At 44.5% G+C, this 21,299-nt stretch carries 20 protein-coding genes and 16 tRNA genes; 2 read left to right on the top strand and 34 right to left on the bottom strand.

Annotated features, from left to right (window positions below; translation table 11 throughout):
- Positions 1–49: 49 nt before the first annotated feature.
- The 18 genes from QYB97_RS24690 to queG all read right to left on the bottom strand — a co-directional run bounded on the left by QYB97_RS24690 (position 50) and on the right by queG (position 17,449).
- Positions 50–457, bottom strand: coding sequence for a MerR family transcriptional regulator (locus tag QYB97_RS24690; RefSeq protein WP_301168656.1), 408 nt, complete (start codon positions 455–457; stop codon positions 50–52).
- A 92-nt stretch (positions 458–549) separates the two neighbouring features.
- Entirely contained in the window at positions 550–921 is a 372-nt protein-coding gene (locus QYB97_RS24685; protein ID WP_301168647.1) for a YidH family protein, read from the bottom strand.
- Positions 922–994: 73 nt separating this feature from the next.
- Entirely contained in the window at positions 995–2,740 is a 1,746-nt protein-coding gene (locus QYB97_RS24680; protein WP_301168646.1) for a phospho-sugar mutase, read from the bottom strand.
- Between the two features lie 203 nt (positions 2,741–2,943).
- Complete coding sequence (locus QYB97_RS24675; RefSeq protein WP_301168645.1) at positions 2,944–4,497, bottom strand: bifunctional GNAT family N-acetyltransferase/carbon-nitrogen hydrolase family protein; 1,554 nt, start codon at positions 4,495–4,497, stop codon at positions 2,944–2,946.
- 298 nt (positions 4,498–4,795) lie between these two features.
- Positions 4,796–5,191: a VOC family protein gene (locus QYB97_RS24670; protein WP_425589847.1), complete on the bottom strand. Its 396-nt coding sequence runs from the start codon at positions 5,189–5,191 to the stop codon at positions 4,796–4,798.
- A complete protein-coding gene (locus QYB97_RS24665) occupies positions 5,188–5,841 on the bottom strand; it encodes an HAD family hydrolase (protein WP_301168644.1) in 654 nt (217 codons plus the stop codon). Before QYB97_RS24665 ends, QYB97_RS24670 begins: the two co-directional genes overlap by 4 nt.
- Before the next feature lie 138 nt (positions 5,842–5,979).
- Positions 5,980–6,843, bottom strand: a complete 864-nt coding sequence (locus QYB97_RS24660; RefSeq protein WP_301168643.1) for a ComEC/Rec2 family competence protein — start codon at positions 6,841–6,843, stop codon at positions 5,980–5,982.
- Between the two features lie 103 nt (positions 6,844–6,946).
- Positions 6,947–8,113 carry a sporulation protein YhbH gene (yhbH, locus tag QYB97_RS24655; RefSeq protein WP_301168642.1) on the bottom strand — a complete coding sequence of 389 codons (1,167 nt, stop codon included), beginning with the start codon at positions 8,111–8,113 and terminating at the stop codon, positions 6,947–6,949.
- A 209-nt stretch (positions 8,114–8,322) separates the two neighbouring features.
- The gene (locus QYB97_RS24650) at positions 8,323–8,502 is read right to left on the bottom strand and encodes a FeoB-associated Cys-rich membrane protein (RefSeq protein WP_301168641.1); all 180 of its coding nucleotides are present in this window, start codon (positions 8,500–8,502) and stop codon (positions 8,323–8,325) included.
- Between the two features lie 25 nt (positions 8,503–8,527).
- A complete protein-coding gene (gene feoB, locus QYB97_RS24645) occupies positions 8,528–10,534 on the bottom strand; it encodes a ferrous iron transport protein B (RefSeq protein ID WP_301168640.1) in 2,007 nt (668 codons plus the stop codon).
- On the bottom strand, positions 10,531–10,758 hold the full coding sequence (locus tag QYB97_RS24640; RefSeq protein WP_301168639.1) for a FeoA family protein: 228 nt from the start codon (positions 10,756–10,758) through the stop codon (positions 10,531–10,533). The genes feoB and QYB97_RS24640 overlap by 4 nt, the downstream gene beginning before the upstream one ends.
- A gap of 152 nt (positions 10,759–10,910) precedes the next feature.
- Positions 10,911–11,093: a hypothetical protein gene (locus tag QYB97_RS24635; RefSeq protein WP_301168638.1), complete on the bottom strand. Its 183-nt coding sequence runs from the start codon at positions 11,091–11,093 to the stop codon at positions 10,911–10,913.
- A 48-nt stretch (positions 11,094–11,141) separates the two neighbouring features.
- Entirely contained in the window at positions 11,142–11,699 is a 558-nt protein-coding gene (gene lepB / locus QYB97_RS24630) for a signal peptidase I (RefSeq protein ID WP_301168637.1), read from the bottom strand.
- A 161-nt stretch (positions 11,700–11,860) separates the two neighbouring features.
- The gene (locus tag QYB97_RS24625) at positions 11,861–13,756 is read right to left on the bottom strand and encodes a PrkA family serine protein kinase (RefSeq protein WP_301168636.1); all 1,896 of its coding nucleotides are present in this window, start codon (positions 13,754–13,756) and stop codon (positions 11,861–11,863) included.
- Between the two features lie 431 nt (positions 13,757–14,187).
- Entirely contained in the window at positions 14,188–14,661 is a 474-nt protein-coding gene (gene trmL, locus QYB97_RS24620; RefSeq protein WP_301168635.1) for a tRNA (uridine(34)/cytosine(34)/5-carboxymethylaminomethyluridine(34)-2'-O)-methyltransferase TrmL, read from the bottom strand.
- Positions 14,662–14,732: 71 nt separating this feature from the next.
- Positions 14,733–15,620, bottom strand: a complete 888-nt coding sequence (locus QYB97_RS24615; RefSeq protein ID WP_301168634.1) for an amidase domain-containing protein — start codon at positions 15,618–15,620, stop codon at positions 14,733–14,735.
- A gap of 83 nt (positions 15,621–15,703) precedes the next feature.
- Positions 15,704–16,243 carry a methylated-DNA--[protein]-cysteine S-methyltransferase gene (locus tag QYB97_RS24610; RefSeq protein ID WP_301168633.1) on the bottom strand — a complete coding sequence of 180 codons (540 nt, stop codon included), beginning with the start codon at positions 16,241–16,243 and terminating at the stop codon, positions 15,704–15,706.
- Between the two features lie 60 nt (positions 16,244–16,303).
- Entirely contained in the window at positions 16,304–17,449 is a 1,146-nt protein-coding gene (gene queG, locus QYB97_RS24605) for a tRNA epoxyqueuosine(34) reductase QueG (RefSeq protein WP_301168632.1), read from the bottom strand.
- 88 nt (positions 17,450–17,537) lie between these two features.
- On the opposite strand from queG, the gene QYB97_RS24600 reads away from it, so the two are divergent.
- Both QYB97_RS24600 and QYB97_RS24595 read left to right on the top strand, forming a co-directional pair.
- A complete protein-coding gene (locus QYB97_RS24600; protein WP_301168631.1) occupies positions 17,538–18,200 on the top strand; it encodes a B3/B4 domain-containing protein in 663 nt (220 codons plus the stop codon).
- A gap of 415 nt (positions 18,201–18,615) precedes the next feature.
- Positions 18,616–19,209, top strand: a complete 594-nt coding sequence (locus QYB97_RS24595; RefSeq protein WP_301168630.1) for a hypothetical protein — start codon at positions 18,616–18,618, stop codon at positions 19,207–19,209.
- A gap of 249 nt (positions 19,210–19,458) precedes the next feature.
- Here the strand turns inward: QYB97_RS24595 and QYB97_RS24590 are convergent.
- From QYB97_RS24590 to QYB97_RS24515, 16 genes are all read right to left on the bottom strand, one after another.
- A tRNA-Leu gene (locus QYB97_RS24590) sits at positions 19,459–19,543 on the bottom strand.
- A gap of 30 nt (positions 19,544–19,573) precedes the next feature.
- Positions 19,574–19,662: transfer RNA gene (locus tag QYB97_RS24585), tRNA-Leu, on the bottom strand.
- A 14-nt stretch (positions 19,663–19,676) separates the two neighbouring features.
- Positions 19,677–19,751 (bottom strand) — tRNA-Cys (locus QYB97_RS24580).
- Positions 19,752–19,769: 18 nt separating this feature from the next.
- A tRNA-Gly gene (locus tag QYB97_RS24575) sits at positions 19,770–19,844 on the bottom strand.
- Between the two features lie 5 nt (positions 19,845–19,849).
- A tRNA-Gln gene (locus QYB97_RS24570) sits at positions 19,850–19,924 on the bottom strand.
- A 6-nt stretch (positions 19,925–19,930) separates the two neighbouring features.
- A tRNA-His gene (locus QYB97_RS24565) sits at positions 19,931–20,006 on the bottom strand.
- Positions 20,007–20,010: 4 nt separating this feature from the next.
- Positions 20,011–20,084, bottom strand: a tRNA-Trp gene (locus QYB97_RS24560).
- Between the two features lie 30 nt (positions 20,085–20,114).
- Positions 20,115–20,198 (bottom strand) — tRNA-Tyr (locus tag QYB97_RS24555).
- A gap of 78 nt (positions 20,199–20,276) precedes the next feature.
- A tRNA-Thr gene (locus tag QYB97_RS24550) sits at positions 20,277–20,352 on the bottom strand.
- A 10-nt stretch (positions 20,353–20,362) separates the two neighbouring features.
- A tRNA-Phe gene (locus QYB97_RS24545) sits at positions 20,363–20,438 on the bottom strand.
- A 154-nt stretch (positions 20,439–20,592) separates the two neighbouring features.
- A tRNA-Asp gene (locus QYB97_RS24540) sits at positions 20,593–20,668 on the bottom strand.
- 3 nt (positions 20,669–20,671) lie between these two features.
- Positions 20,672–20,748 (bottom strand) — tRNA-Met (locus QYB97_RS24535).
- A gap of 160 nt (positions 20,749–20,908) precedes the next feature.
- A tRNA-Val gene (locus tag QYB97_RS24530) sits at positions 20,909–20,984 on the bottom strand.
- A gap of 43 nt (positions 20,985–21,027) precedes the next feature.
- A tRNA-Glu gene (locus tag QYB97_RS24525) sits at positions 21,028–21,102 on the bottom strand.
- A 17-nt stretch (positions 21,103–21,119) separates the two neighbouring features.
- Positions 21,120–21,210 (bottom strand) — tRNA-Ser (locus QYB97_RS24520).
- Positions 21,211–21,216: 6 nt separating this feature from the next.
- Positions 21,217–21,291 (bottom strand) — tRNA-Asn (locus QYB97_RS24515).
- Positions 21,292–21,299: the final 8 nt, after the last annotated feature.

The following is a 21,299-nucleotide window of genomic DNA, read 5'->3' as shown; positions in this document are numbered from 1 at the left end:
AATAAAGATGTCACCTCCTAAAGTTTCTACTGGATAACCAATCGTTCCCTTAAACAAACGGCGTTTCTCCAATAATCAATAATAGGCTGTGAAGTAATGCAACACGCTCGGCAGGCATCTGTTTAACTGCCAGTTTAAGTTGTTCCTTATTCAGCTGCTGAAGCAGAGGTCTCAGCTCCTGAACATCTTTTTCAAGCGTATTGAGCTGCATATCAACTTTTTGCAGTGTTTCGGCATACTCCCCTGAATGTTCATTGAGTGATGCCATTTTTTCTTTAATCTTCTCCAAAGGAAGATGCTGATTTTTATAATAATTAATCCACTTAAGCTGCTCTAAAGCTTCTTCACTGTAAAACCGATAATTTGATTGGGAACGTTCAGCCTTTAACAGGCCCAGTTTCGTATAATAATCAATGGTTCTTTTTGACACGCCTGCTAATGTTGCTAGTTCACTGATACGGTACTTCCCAAATCAATCACCCCAATACATAGATAATAAACAATTTTACAGAATTTCAAGTATACAGTCAAACGTTTCAGTTCGGAATGTTATACGAAAAAATAGCTGATAATTAACATCAGCATCACAAGGATCAGCGATAAAGAAATAATGAAAACTATTGATACAGGAGATTTAAAGGTCTGATTATTAATTTGTTTACGCTTATTCATGTAATCAATGGTGGAAAAAATGATGGCAGCCACACCGAGAAGAAAGAATATAAAGCCTATTGCGGCAACCACCTTTTCCTCCAGCTGCAGCACCCTGAGCTGCAGGGAGAAGTGAACGTTCAAAAAAACAAATCCGATGCCTGCCATAGCTAGGGCTGTCCGAATCCAGGCCAGATAGGTCCGTTCGTTGGCGAGATGCTGCTGGATGTACTTCGAATCCACGGTTTGTTCGTGCTTTTCATTTATCATAAACACCCCCTGGCTCACATTACTTAAATCGCAAAAAAAGCAGACCCGGAAGACCGGCCTGCTTTTCTACGGATTACTTAGCAGCAGCGACAAGCTGGCTGACAAGGCCCATAACATCATTCTTCAGGCTTTTCAGCAGATTTTCACTGTCTCTGTACGTATTGGATTTAACGGCAAAGTAAAATTTAATTTTAGGTTCTGTTCCGGATGGGCGGAGACAAAACCATGAGCCGTCCTCCAGAACATATTTCAAGACATTGGAAGCCGGCAGTTCGATCCGGGTCTCCTCTCCTGTAGCGAGAATGCGCTTTTTGCCGATACTGTAATCTTCCACATGCTGTACAGCCTTTCCTGCGACTTCCGCTGGCGGACTTGACCTGAAGCTGTTTAGGATGTTTCCTATTTGCTCAGCACCCGCTTTTCCCTTTAGCGTAAGAGATTCAAGACCCTCCAGGTGATAGCCATAAGTGGAGAACACATCCATGAGGCCTTCATACATGGTTTTGCCTTGCTTTTTGTAATAAGCCGCTACTTCAGCTGCCAGCAGGCAGGCTTGTACAGCGTCTTTGTCTCTTACAAAGTCACCGATAAGGTAGCCATAGCTCTCTTCATATCCAAACAGGAAGGTATGCTCCCCGGTTTTTTCATATTCTTTAATCTTTTCTCCGATAAATTTAAATCCAGTAAGCGTATCTACCGTTTTAAGTCCAAAGGAGCTCGCAATTTCTCTTCCAAGCTCAGAAGTTACGATCGTTTTCAGGACAACACCTTTTGGACAAAGCTCGCCTTGTGCTTCCTTCTGTGATAACAGGTAATGCAGCAGCAATGCCCCTGTCTGGTTCCCGGTAAGCACCACATACTCACCATCCAGGTTCTTGACAGCTACGCCCACCCGGTCTGCATCAGGATCTGTCGCAATCAGTACATCCGCATCTTTTTCTTTACCATACCGAATGGCAAGTTCAAAAGCTGCATGCTCTTCCGGGTTCGGCGATTTGACCGTGGAAAAATTGGGATCCGGAAGTTCCTGTTCTTTGACCACTGTTACATTTTTAAAGCCTATTGCTTCAAGTCCATTTCGTACAGGAAGGTTTGCCGTTCCATGAAGAGGAGTAAAGACGATGCTTAAGTCTTCCATCTCCTGAACCAGGTCTGGATTTACCGTGATGCCTTTCAGCTGTTCAAGGTACGCAGAATCAATTTCTTCGCCTATGATTTGAATTAATCCGTCTTCCTGCAATTGGGCTTTATCCTTTACAGAAATGGCAAGCTCATTTGCAACCTCTTCCACCTTTTCGGTTAAAAGATCTGCTTCACGAGGAGGAAGCTGGCCGCCGTCCGGTCCGTATACTTTAAATCCATTATATTCCGGAGGATTATGGCTTGCTGTAATTACAATTCCGCTGAACGCCTTTAAATAGCGGACAGCAAATGAAAGTACAGGTGTCGGCCGCAGGCTTTCGAACACATAGGTCTGAATACCTCTTGAGGCCAGTGTGCTGGCAGCCTCCATTGCAAACTCCGGAGATTTATGTCTTGAGTCATACGCAATGACTACCCCGCGCACCTTTGCTTTTTCACCTTGCTCTTCAATAAAGCTTGCCAAACCGGAGGATGCTTTTCGGATCGTATATGTATTCATTCGGTTCGTTCCCGGTCCGATTTCGCCCCTCATTCCACCTGTGCCGAATTCCAGGTTCTTATAAAAGGAATCCTCCAGGCCCGTTTCTGTTTTTTCTAATTCTTCGAGCTGGAACCGAAGCTCCTCATCAAGAGTTGTTTCGTTTCGCCATTTTTCATAAGATGTCTTCCAGGTCATTTCCGGACTCTCCTCCTTTATATGCTGAATATTTGTCCATTTAATCATTAGCTTCTCTTTATTATAGCGCAGTGCCTTAGAGAGGAAAACCGCTTTCGACAGGCTTCGCATAAATATCTTTCTATTTCTGGAAGCAGCGACATATTTCCCGAGAAATATTTCATTTCATACAAAAACGGCAGGAAATGCTCCTGCCGTTTTACTTACATTTTGCTTTTGCTTTTTTGAATAACTTCATAGAGATCCAGTCTGCGGTTTCTCAACTGGGTCACATTCCCTGTCTTGCGCTGTCTGCGCAGAATTTCAAGATCCACATCCCCGACCACCACTGTTTCAATGTTCGGGTGACACTCTCCAACGACTCCGTCACGCGGAAATGCGAAATCTGAAGGAGTAAAAATCCCGGACTGCGCATACTGAATATCCATATTTTCCACCTGTGAGAGGTTTCCAACAGTCCCCGCAATCACGGTATAAATTTCATTTTCAACCGCTCTTGCCTGTGAACAATACCTTACCCGCACATAGCCTTGCCTGTCTTCTGTACAGAATGGGGTAAAAATAATGTTTGCTCCCATATCTGTAACAATTCGGGAAAGCTCGGGAAATTCAATGTCATAACAAATAAGGATGGCAATCTTTCCGCAGTCCGTATCAAACACCTGGACTTTGTCTCCTGGTGTAATACCCCACCATTTTCTTTCATTCGGGGTAATATGAATCTTATATTGTTTTTCGATTGTCCCGTCTCTGCGGAACAGGTAGGCTACATTATAAATATTTCCATCTTCCTCCACAAAATGGGAGCCGCCGATTATATTTACATTGTACCTTACAGATAACCCGGTAAATAGTTCAATGTAATCCTCTGTAAATTCGGTTAAACGGCGGATGGACTGACTCGGGCTTTTTTCTTCCACAAATGATAGAAGCTGGGTCGTAAGCAATTCAGGAAAAACGGCAAAGTCGGAGCCCTGGTCCGCCGCAACATCGGTATAGTACTCTACCTGTGTAGCAAAGTCATCAAATGATTCGATGGTTTTCATCATATACTGAATTGCTGTTATACGAATCGGTTCGCTTGTTTTGAAGTGCCTGCGCGTATTATGCGGAAGATAATCCACATTGTTCCATTCCATTAATGTTGCATATTCCTTCGATTGCTTATCATCCGGCAAATAATGGCGGTTAATTCTCATTACGGTAAAGCCGTTCATAAGCTGAAAGGTAAGTACCGGATCGTAAATGTTGTGGTGAATGACTTCCTTCACGTAATCACGCGGAGTCATTTCCTTGGAGTATTTATAATAGTTGGGAATGCGTCCTCCAAGAATGATACTTTTCAGGTTCCATTCTTCGGCAAGCTCTTTTCTTGCTTCGTACAGGCGTTTTCCAATTTTCATCCGTCGGTAATCCGGATGAACCATAACCTCTATTCCATAGAGATTATAGCCGTTCGGATTATGGTTCGTGATATAGCCCTCATCCGTAATTTCATCCCATGTATGCTGGTCATCGTACTCATCAAAGTTAATGATCAGGCTGGAACAGCTTCCGATGATTTTCCCCTCAAAGGTAACGACAAATTGGCCTTCCGGAAAAATATCCAGGTGGCTTTCCAGCTGTTCCCGCTTCCACGGTTCCATATGCCCCGGAAAACAGGTGCGCTGCAATTCAAGTATTTCATCTATATCGTTGTATTGGATATTTCTCAGTTCAATTTTTTTCTCGAATTTGGAAACATCTACTTCGCTCAATGGTTTCACTCCTTCAACCTGCTATTTTAGCTTCTCTGATAACCTTTGTTGTTCCTTAAAGGTAAGTTGATTTCCGTTCCAGGATGCTCGCTTTCCGTGTGGCGTGCGCTGAGCCCATCGGCGCAAGCGCCTCATTGGTCTCACCTGTCACGCATCCCCCGCAGGACAAGGAACGCTTCGGCAGCGATTCATCGCACGAAAAAAATGTGATCTTTATTTTCGAGGAGTCTCGCTCCTTGCACTCCAATCAACTTTACAGAAAGCGTTTAGATCAATAATTACTAGAAGAAAGCTTGTATTATCTCCAGTCCTTCATTCTTCCGGATAAAGAACCTGTATTCAATTCCAGCTGGATCCCGTCCGGATCCAAAAAATTCACACACCTGCCGTCCCCGCGTGCAACAGGTCCTCTGATCATGCGGACTGAGTGGGCTTTTAAGGCTTCAACCGCGTGGTCAAAATCGGAATCAGAGATCGTGAATGCCACGTGGTCCATACCGGCTCTGCCAGCTTCTGCCCTGTTAGCTTCTCCCCGTTCAAGCAAACAAATCCAGACTGGGCCCCACTCGATATAAGCATCGGTTCTGCCCCGGTGAACCAAAACCGCACCTAAAACATCCACATAAAAAGAAAGGGATCTCATCAGGCTGTTGACGGTCAGTGTGAGATGATTGATGCCTAGTATGGGTATCATCCGAATTTTTTCAGCAATTCTTTAAACTGCAGTTCGGCCATCGTTGCCATTTGATGGTCAATATCCCCAAACACAAGCCCCTTTGTTACTTCATTTGGAATGACCACACAATATAAGCCAGCCTTTTTGGCAGCCCTGGCCCCATTAGCGGAATCTTCAAATGCTATGGCCTCTTCAGGCTTAACACCGAGACAGCTTACAGCATCACGGTATAAAGCAGGGTCAGGTTTTACGTGTTCTACGTCATCCGCCGTCTTGATGCAGTCGAAAAAGGGGAGCAAATTCAGTTTTTCCAGGTAACCGGTCACCCAGGCCCTCGATGAGCTTGTAGCCAACCCAATTTTTAAGCCGAGCTCCTTGGCCGCTTCCAGGTAATCCTCCACGCCGGGAAGAGCGCGTGTTCCTTCCAGCATGGCCACCACGCGTTCATGATGCCTCGACTGCAGACCTTTCCTGTCCACTTTTTTACTGATCTGTTCCTCAAGATATTCGAAGGGATCCAAGAAATCCTTTGTTCCTATGCATTGCTGCCAGACTTCAAGGGGCATGTGGCTTGAATGCTCTGAAAAAATCTCCTGGATGGCATTATAAACGGATGTCTCCGAATCGAGAATCAGCCCGTCAAAGTCAAAAACAACAGCTTTAATCATATTGCTCTCATCTCCCCTCTCTTCTTCTTATTTTCTTATCGAACAGAGAAAAGTGCAAGAAGGAAGCTTTAAATCCCAGCCAACATTTATACCCGTTTTTTTTATAAAAAAAACAAGGCAGCCTCAAATCAGGCTGCCTTATTTGAAACCGTTCGTCCGGTAGGTGATTTTTTTCCCGTTGCTGATGGCGGTAATTACGCCCAGCTGATCTGTGCGGTAGATCGTCATGTTTCTGCGGGCCAGCCGGTACAATACTTCTTTTGAGGGATAGTGATAAGGGTTGTTTTTGCCAACAGAGATAATGGCCGTTTTGGCATGGACCGCCTTCAAAAACGCCATGGTCGTTCCTGTATTTGCTCCATGGTGGCCGATTTTAATCACATCTGCACGGACATTTTTCTTGGACGAAAGCATCTCTTTCTCGGATTCCATACCTGCGTCGGCCATTAATAAAAATGAATTTTTGCCGTGGGTCACTTTCATTACTGCTGAATAGTCATTAATGTACTTATAATAGGAAGACCTTGGAGCAAGCATTTCCATCTTTACAGAAAATCCAAATCGAAAGCTGACTCCCGCTTTTGCCCGCTCTACGGGTATTTTCTTTTCATTGATTATTTTAAATAAATCATGGTAGTAGGCGGTGTCATAAGGCAGGTTTGGCATATAGATTTTTTTTACATTGAAATTTCGGATCACATCGTCCATTGACCCGATATGGTCATGGTGTGGATGTGTTGCTACCAGCACTTCAATGTCAGCCACACCCTGGCTTTGAAGATAGCGGATAATTTCCGGACCATCATTTTCATCTCCCGCATCAACCAGAACATTCTTCCCATTTGGCGTTTGGATTAATATACTGTCAGCCTGGCCTACATCGAGAAAATGCACTTTGAGCGGCTCAAACCAGGCCGCACTCGCACTTGAAGGAGAGAAGCAAAATACAATGGCAGACAGAAAAAGAACCGTCACCATCTGCTTTACAATTCGGATATTCACAGGCTCCGGCCCCTCCCAACATTGGTTATAAATTAATTATATGTAGTTTTCAGGATAATAAAAGAAATCCCATTATCCAATAGATGGATAATGGGATTCCTAGTTAACGGGCTGCTTCCCTTTTTTTAAAGAAGCTTTTCATGGAATGGTATACGTCCGCTTTTTCTTTTAAAATGTAATAATTAAACTTTGGATCGGTTATGTTCTTGTATACACTCATCAAAGTGGAATGGCGATTGTAGGCATTAACCTCGCCATAGCCAAACATATTGCTGTGCTGCATAATTTCCTGCACGAGCTTTACACAACGCGCGTTGTCGCTTGTCAGATTATCTCCGTCTGAGAAGTGAAACGGATAAATATTAAAACGGGATGGAGAATATTTGGTTTCAATGAGTTCCAATGCCTTTCTGTATGCGGAAGAACAAATGGTACCGCCGCTTTCACCCTTATTAAAGAAATCTTCCTCAGAGACCACTTTGGCTTCAGTATGATGAGCAATAAATTCAATTTCAACGGTCTCATATTTGGATCGAAGAAAACGGGTCATCCAAAAGAAGAAGCTTCTTGCCATGTACTTCTCCCAAATCCCCATACTTCCTGATGTATCCATCATGGCAAGCACGACAGCCTTGGATTCTGGCTTTACGACCTCATTCCAAGTCTTAAACCTGAGATCATCGTTGTAGATCGGCGCAATCGCCGGCTTGCCTTTTAGGGCATTTCGCTTGAACGCTGTAAGAATCGTACGTTTTTTATCTACATTTCCCATCAGGCCGGTTTTTCGGATGTCGTTAAATTCAACTTTTTCAAGGACAATATTATCCTGTTCTTTTTGTTTAAGGTCCGGCAATTCCAGTTCCTTAAACAGGAATTCCTGAAGCTCCGCCAACGAAACTTCCGCTTCCGAATAGTCGGATCCCGGCTTATCTCCCGGCGCGCCCTTGCCCTTTCCGGCTCCCGCCTGGCCTGCGTTTCCGTCCCTGGCCACCACATCGCCTACCTGGCTTTCTCCTTCTCCTTGCCCAACATGCTTGTTCTTTTCATAGTTGTATCTTATTTTGTATTCATCCAATGAACGGATCGGTATCTTTATAACATCCCGCCCATTGGAAAGAATGATGTTCTCTTCACTGATCAAGTCAGGCAAATTGTTTTTAATGGCTTCCTGAACCTTTTCCATGTGACGCTGCTGGTCATGATGGCCTTTACGGTGGAGGGACCAGTTTTCCTGAGAAACTACAAAATTGTTTTTCGCTTCCTCGCCCATTATTTCCCCTCCTTCTTTTGACGTGCTCATTTGTTTTATTTGAATGTTAATGGATCAATTGATAAAAGAACCACCCGCTTTTGAATGTAAAAAGGGTTGGTTACACTATCCTATGCAAGATAAGACGAGAGTTGCTAAGTAATTGGCACATTTTAAAAAGAAGAGCGAAAAAATAAAAGCATCCCATGGCGAGCCAGGGGATGCTTCGTTTATTTTGTGTAGTTGTTAAATGCAACTTTGCTTTCTGTCATATCACTGCATGCTGATTGACAGCCTTTCTTCATAGAACAGGTCGCACATTTTCCTTGTTTGCTTTTTTTCACAAATCGAAAAATCGTAAAGCCTGCATATCCAAAAATTAATATTCCGAGCAATATATTAAGCAGCATCTATATCCCTACTTTCCGGTTAAACTTAAAATCCGAGCAGCTTGCCGCCCTGATAAATGATCAACGATACAATATAGGCGATGAGCAGTGCATAAATGATAGAGAACCATGTCCACTTGGCAGACCCTGTTTCTTTTTTGATAACAGCCACTGTCGCCAGGCAAGGGACATAGAGCAGCAAGAATGCCATAAAGCTGTAGGCTGATAACGATGTGAAATGATGGGCCATTACGCCTTGCAAGGTATGAAGGTCAGGCGCAACATAAATGATGTTCATGGTAGAAACCACGACTTCTTTGGCCAGGAAACCTGTAATCAGCGCAGCTCCTGCCTGCCAGCTGCCGAACCCGATCGGTTCAAACAGCGGAGCAATGGCACCGCCGATCAACGCCAGAAAGCTTTTATTCATGTCCACTCCCATTCCGGCGGGACCGGAATAACTGAGGAACCAAATAATAACTGATCCCCCGAAAATGAACGTTCCAGCTTTTTTAATGAACCCCTTGCCCTTTTCCCATGTATTCCTCATCAGTGTACGCCATTGAGGAATGCGGTAAGGAGGAAGCTCGATCACAAACATGGAGCCTTCCTCTTTCAAAATGGTGGAAGAGAAAATTTTAGCCAGTGTCAGAGCAATCACAATGCCAAGCAGGTAAAGCGAAAGGACAACAAGGGCCTGGTTTTGCGTGAAAAAGGCACCGACGAACAGGCTGTACACCGAGAGTCTTGCAGAACAGGACATAAGCGGTGTAAGAATGATGGTCAACAGCCTTTCCTTTGGCTGCTCAATCGTCCGTGCCGCCATAATACCGGGGACGTTGCAGCCAAATCCGATAATCATCGGAATAAAGGCTTTTCCGTTCAGCCCGATGCTTTCGAGCGTCTTATCCATTACCATGGCGATTCTGGCCATGTACCCTGAATCCTCAATAAACGAGATCAGGAAGAAAAGGATCATGATCTGCGGAACAAAGACAAGAACCCCACCCACACCGGCCACAATCCCATCGAGAATAACGGCCTTAATAAAGGCAGAAGCACCTGCAGCCTGCAGCATGGATGTCAGACCGTCGCTGAGTGGCCCGGTTAAGAACCCGTCAAGCAGATCCGAGATTGGGCTGCCAATCCAGTCAAACGTCAATTTGAAAATCAAATACATAAAAAGGATAAAAATTGGAATCCCCAAAAATTTATTGGTCACAATATTGTCGATTCGGTCAGTCAGTGTATAGGCAACTTCATCACCTTTTTGAAGGGAAACATCAAGCACGCCTTTTATATATTCGGCCCGTACGGCGCGGATATGATAGGAAAGCGATTTTGCACCCTCTTCCATTTGAACAAGCTTCTCAGTCTCCGCAAAAATGCGCTGCAGCTCTTCCACAGGCATCAGTGTTTTCAGCAGGGAATGCACCACTTCGTTCCCTTCAAAAAATTGAAGCGCAAGCCAGCGCTTTGGCGGCAGATTTTCAGCTTCCGGCATTTTTGCCACGAGTGACTCCATCGCCTGATCGAGATACTGCCCATACGAAATATATAAAGGCTTGTTCTCTTGTTTTTCATTGGTTAAAAGCCCTGCAAGCTCTTTGCAGCCCGATCCTGTGCGGGCCACAATAGGCAAAACGGGGCTTTGTAATTTTTCGGACAATTTCTTTTCATTCACCATGATCCCGCGGCCTTTGGCTACGTCCACCATGTTAAGCCCGATCACTACAGGTTTTCCGTACTCGAGCAGCTGAATGGTTAAGTATAGGTTTCGTTCAAGCTGGGAGGCGTCAACGATATTGAGAACCATGGAAAAATTCTCTTCAATCAAAAAGCGCGTTGCCACCCCTTCATCCTTGGACAAAGGATTGAGGGAATAAATGCCGGGCAAATCGATAAGATGCCCTTTTTTATTATTCAGCATGCCGACTTTCTTCTCTACCGTCACACCTGACCAGTTCCCAACGTATTCATACGAGTTGGTAAGAATATTAAATAAAGATGTTTTTCCGGTATTCGGATTTCCGGCAAGTGCGATTTCAATCATGAATGGCACACCTGAATCAACTTGGCTTCACTTCTGCGAATACCTACCCACTGTCCGTCGGCTTCAACCGCAAACGGACCTCCAAAAGGGAGAATTCGTTTAATGCTGATTTCCGTTCCTTCCATGATTCCCAAATCAAGCAATCGTCTTCGTACCAGTACATTCACATGTTCCGTATTAATAATTTTTGCTTTTCCGCCAGCTTTAATGTCCGTCAATACCATATATAACACCTCTAAGAGAATGATAATTATTATCAGTATAATAAGTCCATTATATGAGATTGATTCTCATTAGTAAATAGATATTTTGAATTCACCGAAAAATTTCATAAAAAACCTGTCCGGAACCTTCCCGGACAGGTTTTTTGCAGTGTTTATTTATCTTTTTTTACTTCTTCATCCTCATATTGAACCGGATCTGGCGTCTTCCCGCTTTTTTTTACATTTTCATTGGTTGACATGTGTTCCATTACTTTTCCATGTTCTTTCATTTCTTTTAAGTTTGGAGTCATGGAGCTGTTTTCTGGTTTATCGATATAATCCTGTTCTCTGGACATAACCATCACCTCTTGCCTCCACTATTCCCAAAACTCCTTGTCATTAAACTACTTGATGACTTTGAGTTCTTCCATGGGCCAATAGCGCAGGTTCACTTCTCCAACGATTTTGCTTTGGTCAACCAGTCCGATGTGCCGGCTGTCAATGCTGTGAAGACGGTTGTCTCCCATCACAAAAACCTTTCCTTTGGGAATCACCTTTTTCCCGGTAACCTCTTCAAGCGTAAAATCACCAGTCAGGTTCCCGTTGGTCACCTGCTTTTTATAATTATCCAGGTAGGGTTCATCGACCTGTTTGCCGTTAATGAAGAGATGGTCATTTACATACTCAATGTGCTCTCCTGGCATGCCGATTACCCGTTTGATATAATCCTCCTGCGGATTTGCATGAAATACAATTAAATCAAATCGCTTAGGTTCACCTATATTGTAGCCCAATTTATTTACAATCAGCCTGTTCCCGTTTTCGATCGTAGGCATCATTGATTCTCCATAAACCACGTACTGCTCAAATAAAAAGTTTTTTATTAGCAACGCTAGAATAAGTGCTATTCCAATGGCTTTGATCCAATCCCATAATTGGCTGCCGTTTTCTCTGGAACTCATCCTTTCACTTCCTTTTTGTTAGCGTATAGTATTAATTTACCACTCTAGTTTATCACATTACAAGGTATTCTCCTCCTGTTTGGTTTTTATTCCCGGCTGTTTTGTTTCAAAATAAAAAGAAGACGCATCCCATTTTCACAAAGGGATGCGTCTTTTTACGGTTACCGGTTTAACAGGCTTCCTACATATCTGAGGAGTTCATTCGCTGATGTCGTATTATACCCATGTTCATCCACGAGACGGGCGATTACTTCATTTACCTTTTTCAACTGTGCTTCATCTGGTGTTTTGGAGGATGTTGTAATCTTAACCACGTCTTTTAAGTCAGCAAACAGCTTTTTCTGAATGGCTTCTCTTAACCGTTCATGAGAATTGTAATCGAATTTCTTTCCTTTTCTGGCATACGCTGAAATTCGGATTAATATTTCTTCCCTGAATGCTTTCTTGGCGTTTTCAGAAATCCCAATTTGCTCCTCAATCGAGCGCATGAGTTTTTCATCCGGGCTCATTTCTTCACCTGTCAGCGGATCTCTCAGTTTGTTTTTGTTGCAATAGGCTTCAACGTTATCCAGATAATTATCCATCAGGGTCTTGGCAGACTCCTCATAGGAGTATACAAATGCTTTTTGTACCTCTTTCTTGGCAATCTCGTCATATTCTTTCCGGGCAAGAGAGATAAAGTTGATAAAGCGTTCTTTATCCTCCTTCGTAATGGATGCATGATGGTCCAGACCGTCCTTCATGGATCGCAGCACATCAAGGGCGTTGATGGAAGGTATATCCTTGCGGATGATGGCAGACGAAATCCGGTTGATGACATACCGCGGGTCAATACCGCTCATGCCTTCATCAGCAAATTCTTTCTGAAGCTCTTCAAGGTCAATGTGGTTATAGCCTTCTACAATTTCACCATCATACAGCCTCATTTTCTTGATGAGGTCCATTCCTTGCTTTTTGGAGTCCAGCAAGCGGGTAAGCACAGAGAAAATGGCAGCCACCCGGAGAGCATGTGGCGCAATGTGAACATGGGACATGTCGCTTTCTTTGATCATTTTTTCATAAATGCGTTCTTCTTCCGAAACCCTCAGGTTGTAAGGAACCCCCATTACGATAATCCTGGAATGAAGAGCTTCATTTTTCTTGTTGGCGATAAACGAACGGTATTCCGATTCATTGGTATGGGCCACAATCAGCTCATCAGCGGAGATAAGGGCAAAACGGCCTGCTTTAAAATTGCCTTCCTGCGTGAGAGATAATAAATGCCAGAGGAACTTTTCATCACACTTCAGCATTTCCTGAAATTCCATCATCCCCCGGTTGGCTTTATTCAGTTCCCCGTCAAAACGATACGCGCGGGGATCCGATTCTGAGCCAAATTCAGCAATGGTGGAAAAGTCGATGCTTCCCGTTAAATCGGCAATATCCTGCGACTTCGGATCGGACGGACTGAACGTTCCAATCCCTGTCCGTTTATCCTCAGAAAAAAAGATACGTTCAACCATAACATCCTCAATGCAGTTGCCATATTCCTTTTCAAGCCTCATCGTGTTCAACGGGGACAAGCTGCCCTCGATTCGAATACCAAATTCCCGATAAAAATCGTCTCTTAAATGATGGGGTATGAGATGCAGCGGATCTTCGTGCATCGGACAACCTTTAATGGCAAAGACTGCCCCGGCCTCTGTTTTCGAATAATCTTCAAGACCCCTTTTAAGCATGGTGACAATAGTGGATTTCCCTCCGGAAACTGGCCCCATCAGTAAGAGTATCCTTTTTCTCACGTCCAGACGCTTGGCTGCAGGATGGAAATACTCCTCCACCAGCCGCTCGATTGAATCCTCAAGCCCAAAAATCTGGTTGTTAAAAAAGTTATACTTCTTGGTTCCGTTCACTTCCTCTATTCCAGCATCTTTAATCATATTATAGACTCGGGAATGAGCGGACTGAGCGACATAGGGACGTTCCCTTAAAACATCAAGGTATTCTCCGAAGGTACCTTCCCAGGCAAGACGCCTCTCCTCTTCACGGTGCAATTGGATTTTACCTAAAATATCCATGTGTACCCCCTTGCGTAGTGTTTGCATCCTTCGTTTGTTAATCTACTTTATGCGAGGATGTCCTCAATCATTCAACTTGTTTTATGAATTTCGCATGATTGCTGTATGGCCACGGAAGTTAATGAATGATAGTGGTTTTAGTATGGGTATGATACAAGTTGAAGAAATAGTCTTTTCTTTTTGTGGCTGATTTCTGTTTTTAGTTTGGCGTTGTACGTTGACAGCGGTTTCGCTATAATAAAAGAAGATTCGGAACCATCACATCCAAAGGAGGAGACCGCATGAGTTTTATCCTGGTTTTAGGAGTTATGCTTGCGTTCCTGACCGCCATTTTCACTGCGGGATACAATGATAATCCCGGCGCGAAATAAGCAATACATATAAAAAAACGCCCCAAACCTGGGACGTTTTTTTATTTATATAACGAGCACTCATGTGAGCGCCGGAAAATCTTGCTGGCGCAGGGCTTCATAAATCAAAATGGCAGCGGTATTGGAAAGATTCAGCGACCGGATATGGTCATTCATCGGCAGCCTGAAGCAATATTCCTCGTTTGCCTTCAGCAATTCATCAGGAAGTCCGGTTGTCTCACGGCCGAATACAAAAAAGTGATCCCTTGCAGGCTCGCTGTAATCCATATCGGTATACCGCTGCTTTCCAAACTTCGTAATATAGTAAAATAATCCTTCTGGAAATTGTTCAAACAGTTCTTCCAGCGAATCATAATAATGAACATTCACATGTTCCCAGTAATCCAGGCCTGCACGCTTAAGCTGCTTGTCATCCGTTGAGAAGCCAAGCGGCCGAATCAGATGCAGTGAAGCGCCTGTTCCCGCACACGTACGGGCAATATTCCCTGTATTCGCCGGGATCAGCGGTTGATAAAGAACTACATGTAAACCCAAAACTCTCACCTCGTATGCTTATATCTTCATTATTATAGCACTTTTATGAAGAATTAGCCCCGAGGCGCGCTCTACGAAATATGAAAGAATTTATATTTAATCTTCGGTGTGTAAGCCGTTGAATCTTCATACCTCCAATACCTCATCCGGCTGTCCGTGGAATGGGCATTCACGAGCGGCTCGCCTGATGAATCCTTCGCCACGACAATGGTGGTATGCTGCCAATGGCCGTCTCCGTCAAAATCATAGCAAATGACATCTCCAGGCATGAGCTGGCTCGCAGATGATTTCTCCCTTGCCTGCAGGGATGACTTGGATCCGCTTAAATACCACCTCATGGCATTGGCTACTGTCCAGCTGTAGCTCCAGTCATGATACTTAAACCACCATCCCTTGGAACGGGTTCCATGATGGGCCATGGGAATGCCTCCGCCCGCATGAAGGCATTGGGAGATATAGTTTGTACAATCCACATCAAATGACTTGTAGGCCGGATTATAGGTATTCCACCACCGCTCCGCATACCGGACGGCTGCAAGCCGGTCGTAGTTATGCTTTCTCGGTTCAGGCGGATCGGTTTCCCTCTCGATCTTTACTTTTTCTTTATGTTTTCCTTCAGGATTCAGCAGCTGGTCACTGATCAGTATATCTTCTTTAAACACCGCCCGCCTTTGCTGTATCCATTCTTCCACATAAAAATCAAAGCCATGCCTGATTAGATTGCTGAAATGAAGAACATAATCCACCTGTCTGGTATCATTCAACACGGAATGCCTGAGGACCTGCGCCTCCACATTATTGTTGACAAGCACCGCGTTTCTTTCATGCAGTGCCTGTTTTCTCCTTGCAAAGCTTTCTCTTTCCTCCATCGGGAGCTGCACACTGTCACTCCAGTTTTCATTAACCATCCAGTCAGTAAGCTTTTGGACATAAAATTTGAGATGTTCCAGCCAGTTCATATGGCACCTCCACTGCTGCAAAAGTAACGTACTACTACCATATGAAACAAAGCCAAAAAAAAAGAACCGTCATTATAAACGGTTCAGGAAGACTTGGGTATTGAGTGTTGAAGTTCGATATTTAAAAGAAGCTCTTTTTTATCCAGACCCCCGCCGTAACCGACCAGGGCGCCATTGCTCCCTACCACACGGTGACAGGGAATCAAAATTGGAACTGGATTCTTATTGTTTGCACTGCCCACAGCTCTTACTGCTTTTGGTGCACCGATCCCTTGAGCAATGTCCTTGTAGGAACATGTGGCACCATAGGGAATTCCCTTAAGCTCCTCCCACACTTTAATCTGGAAAGGAGTGCCGTACAAATCCAAAGGAATAGTAAACTGCTGGATATTACCGCTGAAGTAACTCGCAAGCTGATCAATGACCGGTTTTAGTTCTTCCGGTGAATGAGTCAGTTCCCCCTTGATATAGTGCTTTGACATCCAGGATTGAAGGGACGGTAAATTTTCTTCCAGGCTCCCGAAGTCAATCCGGCAAACGCCGTTTTGAGTGGCAATAACAGTCAGGGGGCCCATAGGGCTATCCATTTCCTCGTAAGAGAATAAGGTTTTGATATTACACATAAAAATCCCTTCTTTTGTTTTCTTGGTTTCTATACTAACGGACATGCAGTTGCGATGCGATTAGTGTATGCCTTGATTTTGAATCATTTCAAGGCCTTTGTTGATCTCAGCTGCCACATTCCCGTCTTTTTCTTGTTCTTTCGCCGAAATAAGCTCGTTTTTCGCCGCCTCTGAGCCTATTTTCCCGAGTGCCCATGCAGCAGTTCCGCGAATAACAGGCCTTTGGTCCTCATTCATGAGCTGTACCAAATCATCGACAGCACTCGCATCCTTAAAATGGGCAAGCGCGATGATGGCATTTCGCTGAATTGGCTTTTTGCCCCTCCAGGATCCGGACACATGGCCGAACTTCTCCTTGAACTCCCGGTTGCTCATGTGCAAAAGCGGCTTCAATAAAGGCTTTGCAATTTCAGGATCAGGCTCCATCTCGGAATGAAGGTGAAAATCTTTTCCTTTATTTTTAGGGCAGACCGTTTGGCAGGTGTCACATCCATACAACCGGTTGCCGATCTTCTCGCGATATTGGTCAGGAAGAAAATCCTTTGTTTGCGTTAAAAAAGCAATACATTTGTTTGAGTCGAGCTGTCCCCCTTGCACGAGAGCGCCCGTAGGACAAGCATCCACACAGATATTGCAATCCCCGCATTGGTCTGTGATGGGAGCGTCAGACGGAAGATAGACGGTCGTCAGCATCTCTCCCAAATAGACATAGGAACCAAACTCAGGCGTAATGGTTGCACAATTCTTGCCGCTCCAGCCGATCCCGGCGCGTTCAGCCACCGCACGGTCAGACAGCTCTCCGGTATCCACCATTGACACAGAACAGGCATGCGGGGCTTTTTCTGCGATAAAAGCCTCCAAAAGCCTCAATTTCTCACGTAAAATATGATGGTAATCCACTCCCCAGGAAGCTCTGCAAAATATTCCTCTTCGAGCTTCCCTTGTGCTGCGCGGAGCATCTTTCATTCTGGAAGGATAAGCAAGGGCAATCGAGATAATGGTATTTGCTCCATCCAATAAAAGCTCCGGATTGGTCCGTTTATCGATATCCTTTTCTTCAAATCCGGATTGGTATCCTTGGTTCTGCTGTTCCTTCAGCCTTTGTTTTAACTCAGAAAAGACATCGGCAGCAGCAAACCCAATCTTGTCGATACCAATTGATTTACTATATGCAATGAGTTCTTCTTTTAACTGGGCGCCTGTCATGACTGTACCTCCTTTCTACTTAAATGGATGATTTCATCTATGGTAAACTAACTATAAAATACAGCGATAAGATAAGGGTGAAAAGTGAATGATTAAGCTTGCAAAGGACATAAAAAAACTTGTCCCTTCGTTTAAAATAGGCGTAATACTATATCATGATATCGTGATTGAAGAATCACCGCAAATGCTAAGAGGCAGATTCCAATTATTTCTTGAATCACTGAAACTGGATGCAATTGAAAAGACAGTGGCAGACCACCCGGGTATAAAGGAATGGCGGCAGATCTTCAAAACGCTTTCCATGGATCCCTCCCGCTACCGGCCATCCTCAGAAGCTCTCCTGCGCCGTGTTTACGGCGGCAAGGATATTGCGTTGGTCAATTCGGCCGTTGACGTAAATAACTTCTTTTCTCTTCAATATGGTATACCTTTAGGGATTTATAATTCAGATGCCATCCATGGTGATGTTGAAGTAGCCTTAGGCGCTCCTGGAGACCAATATGAAGGATTAAACGGCCGTTTAATGAACATGGATGGCAAACTCCTGTCCAAAGACGAAGAAGGCGCCTTCGGAAGCCCCATCGTGGATTCTAAACGCACCATGACAGAAGAGCATGTCAAAAATGCTCTCCAGCTCGTTTATCTCAGGCCCTCCATGCCGGAAGACGAAGCCGAAAAACTGCTGTCAGCAATCGAGAAAATGTTTGTTCAAATCCACGGCGGCTCCTCAGAATCCTTCCTTATCCACTAAAAAAAGCGCAGGACTTCATTTAAAACGAAGTCCTGCGCTAAAACCTACAACTGCCTTGATACCAATATAGTCAGCGTGTATTAAAAATATGACAACCTTTCATTACTTTTTTATGAAAAAGCATGCCTCATGCTACACCTGTGATCGGGATCGAACAGACACCCGGAAGATTGAGTCTTACGCACCAGTTCAAATACACATTAACTTACAAACGCTTTAAAGGTGCAAAAATGCAACTAAGGACGGATGCCCTATGTGCCGCTGTCTTGATTTTCCTGCATAATTATAGTATTAAATAACTGTTTTCCACTATATTCGACATAGTATGTTTTACTTATCACCGTTAGGGAACAGACTATACGGCTGGCAAAGTCGATTTTTGTAAGCGCTAACAAAATTTGAAGGAGGATAATCAATGAAACGAAAATCTCTCATCTCAGCTTTGGCGATTGCTTTATTATGTGTTCTTGCCCTTTCCCCACTTCACTCTCAGGCTGCTTCACCCTCTACTACTGGATCTAAGTTGCTTAAAAACATAAAGGTCACGGGTGATCTTGCGAATGGTGGCTCGTTTAAAGGAATGTTGAATATTAACAACCTGTCATACGATCAAGCAAAGGGGCTCTTAATGAGCGGTTCTGTTAAAGGACAAGCTATTTCGAAAGATGGCTCTTCCACAGCTGTGAATGAAAAATTCCAAAACATACCAGCAACCTTGAATGAAAGCGGAGGAGACATGATGAGCTCTGCCGCCCTTGCACAGCCAGAGTGTGATCTTTTGAATCTTGACCTCGGTCCTATCTTTTTAGATTTACTTGGCTTGCAGCTTGATCTTTCAGAAATTAACCTTGACCTTACAGCTGTTCCTGGAGCTGGTAATCTGCTTGGGAATTTGTTATGTGCGGTAGCTGGCCTGCTTGATGGTGATGGCCTCTTGGGTGGTGGACTTGATGGAGTGTTAGGATTATTAGAGTCATTATTAAGTGAGCTTAATTCATTATTAGGGTAAGGAAGCATTTGTTGCCAGCCAGCGTTTTAAACAATTTATAATGGTTTTATCGGTATATTAATTGCATAGCTGAACATCGGCGTCTTTCTGCGACAAGTGGGAGGGCGTTTTAATTTAGATTATTGTTTTATCTCTATTTGAGCTGTTAACATACGACATGGGAAAAACGATGGCTAGAGGAAAAAGAACACGTGTAATGAAGAAAAAAAGGACCTCTACAACGTAGAAGTCCTTGGTATCATTATGTAATGGTACCGGTGGTCGGGGTCGAACCGACACTCCCGAAGGAACACGATTTTGAGTCGTGCGCGTCTGCCAATTCCGCCACACCGGCATGTAAAGTAAAGCAGGCAGTATATTTATTTGGTGCCGAGGGCCGGACTCGAACCGGCACGGTAGTCACCTACCGCAGGATTTTAAGTCCTGTGTGTCTGCCAATTCCACCACCCCGGCTGGGTGGTATGTAGTGGAGGCGGCAACCGGATTCGAACCGGTGGATAAGGGTTTTGCAGACCCTGGCCTTACCACTTGGCTATGCCGCCATTTAGAGATCATATAATTGGAGCGGAAGACGGGATTCGAACCCGCGACCCCAACCTTGGCAAGGTTGTATTCTACCACTGAACTACTTCCGCAAATATGGCTGGGCTAGCAGGATTCGAACCTACGAATGACGGAGTCAAAGTCCGTTGCCTTACCACTTGGCTATAGCCCAATCATATGGGGCGACCGATGGGAATTGAACCCACGAATGCCGGAATCACAATCCGGTGCGTTAACCACTTCGCCACGATCGCCATATGGCAGGGGCAGTAGGAATCGAACCCACACCAAAGGTTTTGGAGACCTTCGTTCTACCTTTAAACTATGCCCCTATATCAATAAATGTGCTGAAAAAATATAAATGGTGGAGGGGGACGGATTCGAACCGCCGAACCCAAAGGAGCGGATTTACAGTCCGCCGCGTTTAGCCACTTCGCTACCCCTCCATGAGAGACAAAACCTATTTTAATACATATCCACATATTCTTCAAGAAGTAATTTCTTACAACTTGAAAAAGGGATAGTGGTGCCGGCTAGAGGACTTGAACCCCCAACCTACTGATTACAAGTCAGTTGCTCTACCAATTGAGCTAAACCGGCGCCAAAAAAATGGTGGCTCGAGACGGAATCGAACCGCCGACACGAGGATTTTCAGTCCTCTGCTCTACCGACTGAGCTATCGAGCCAAGATTTAGTAATACTGTCCGTCGGTTCCCTGTCTCTTCCTCTACTAGTGGAAGCTGACGATGTGAATCCGTCGAGACAACTCGCTGCTTATTCACGATGCATTACTCGTGACTGAGCTATCGAGCCAAGATTTAGTATTAGTATGAGAAAAAATGGCGGACCCGACCGGGATCGAACCGGCGATCTCCTGCGTGACAGGCAGGCATGTTAACCGCTACACCACGAGTCCATTTGGTTGCGGGGACAGGATTTGAACCTGCGACCTTTGGGTTATGAGCCCAACGAGCTACCAGACTGCTCCACCCCGCGATGATATTAAGATTACGGACGATGTGTCCGAGAATGAGGAACTCTTCCTCTACAAGTGATTTCTTTGAAGTGTATGCGTCGAGTTTACTCGCAGCTTAATCGTGCTGTAACGCTCGTTGCTCCACCCCGCGATGATATCAATATAAATAGTAAGGTAAAATGGTGGAGGATGACGGGTTCGAACCGCCGACCCCCTGCTTGTAAGGCAGGTGCTCTCCCAGCTGAGCTAATCCTCCGAAAGGTTTTAATATGTATTAGTTTTTTTCTTCGAAAAAAACTTGGTGACCCGTACGGGATTCGAACCCGTGTTACCGCCGTGAAAGGGCGGTGTCTTAACCGCTTGACCAACGGGCCCTATGTTTAAAAAATTATGGCGGAGAGCAAGGGATTTGAACCCTTGATACGCGGTTAACGTATACACGATTTCCAATCGTGCTCCTTCGGCCACTCGGACAGCTCTCCATAAAATGGCTCCACAGGTAGGACTCGAACCTACGACCGATCGGTTAACAGCCGATAGCTCTACCACTGAGCTACTGTGGAATAATATA

Origin of the sequence: Fictibacillus fluitans, from assembly GCF_030418125.1 — a bacterium.
Taxonomy (GTDB): Bacteria; Bacillota; Bacilli; order Bacillales; family Fictibacillaceae; genus Fictibacillus_C; species Fictibacillus_C fluitans.
This window is presented reverse-complemented; position numbering and strand designations above follow the sequence as displayed.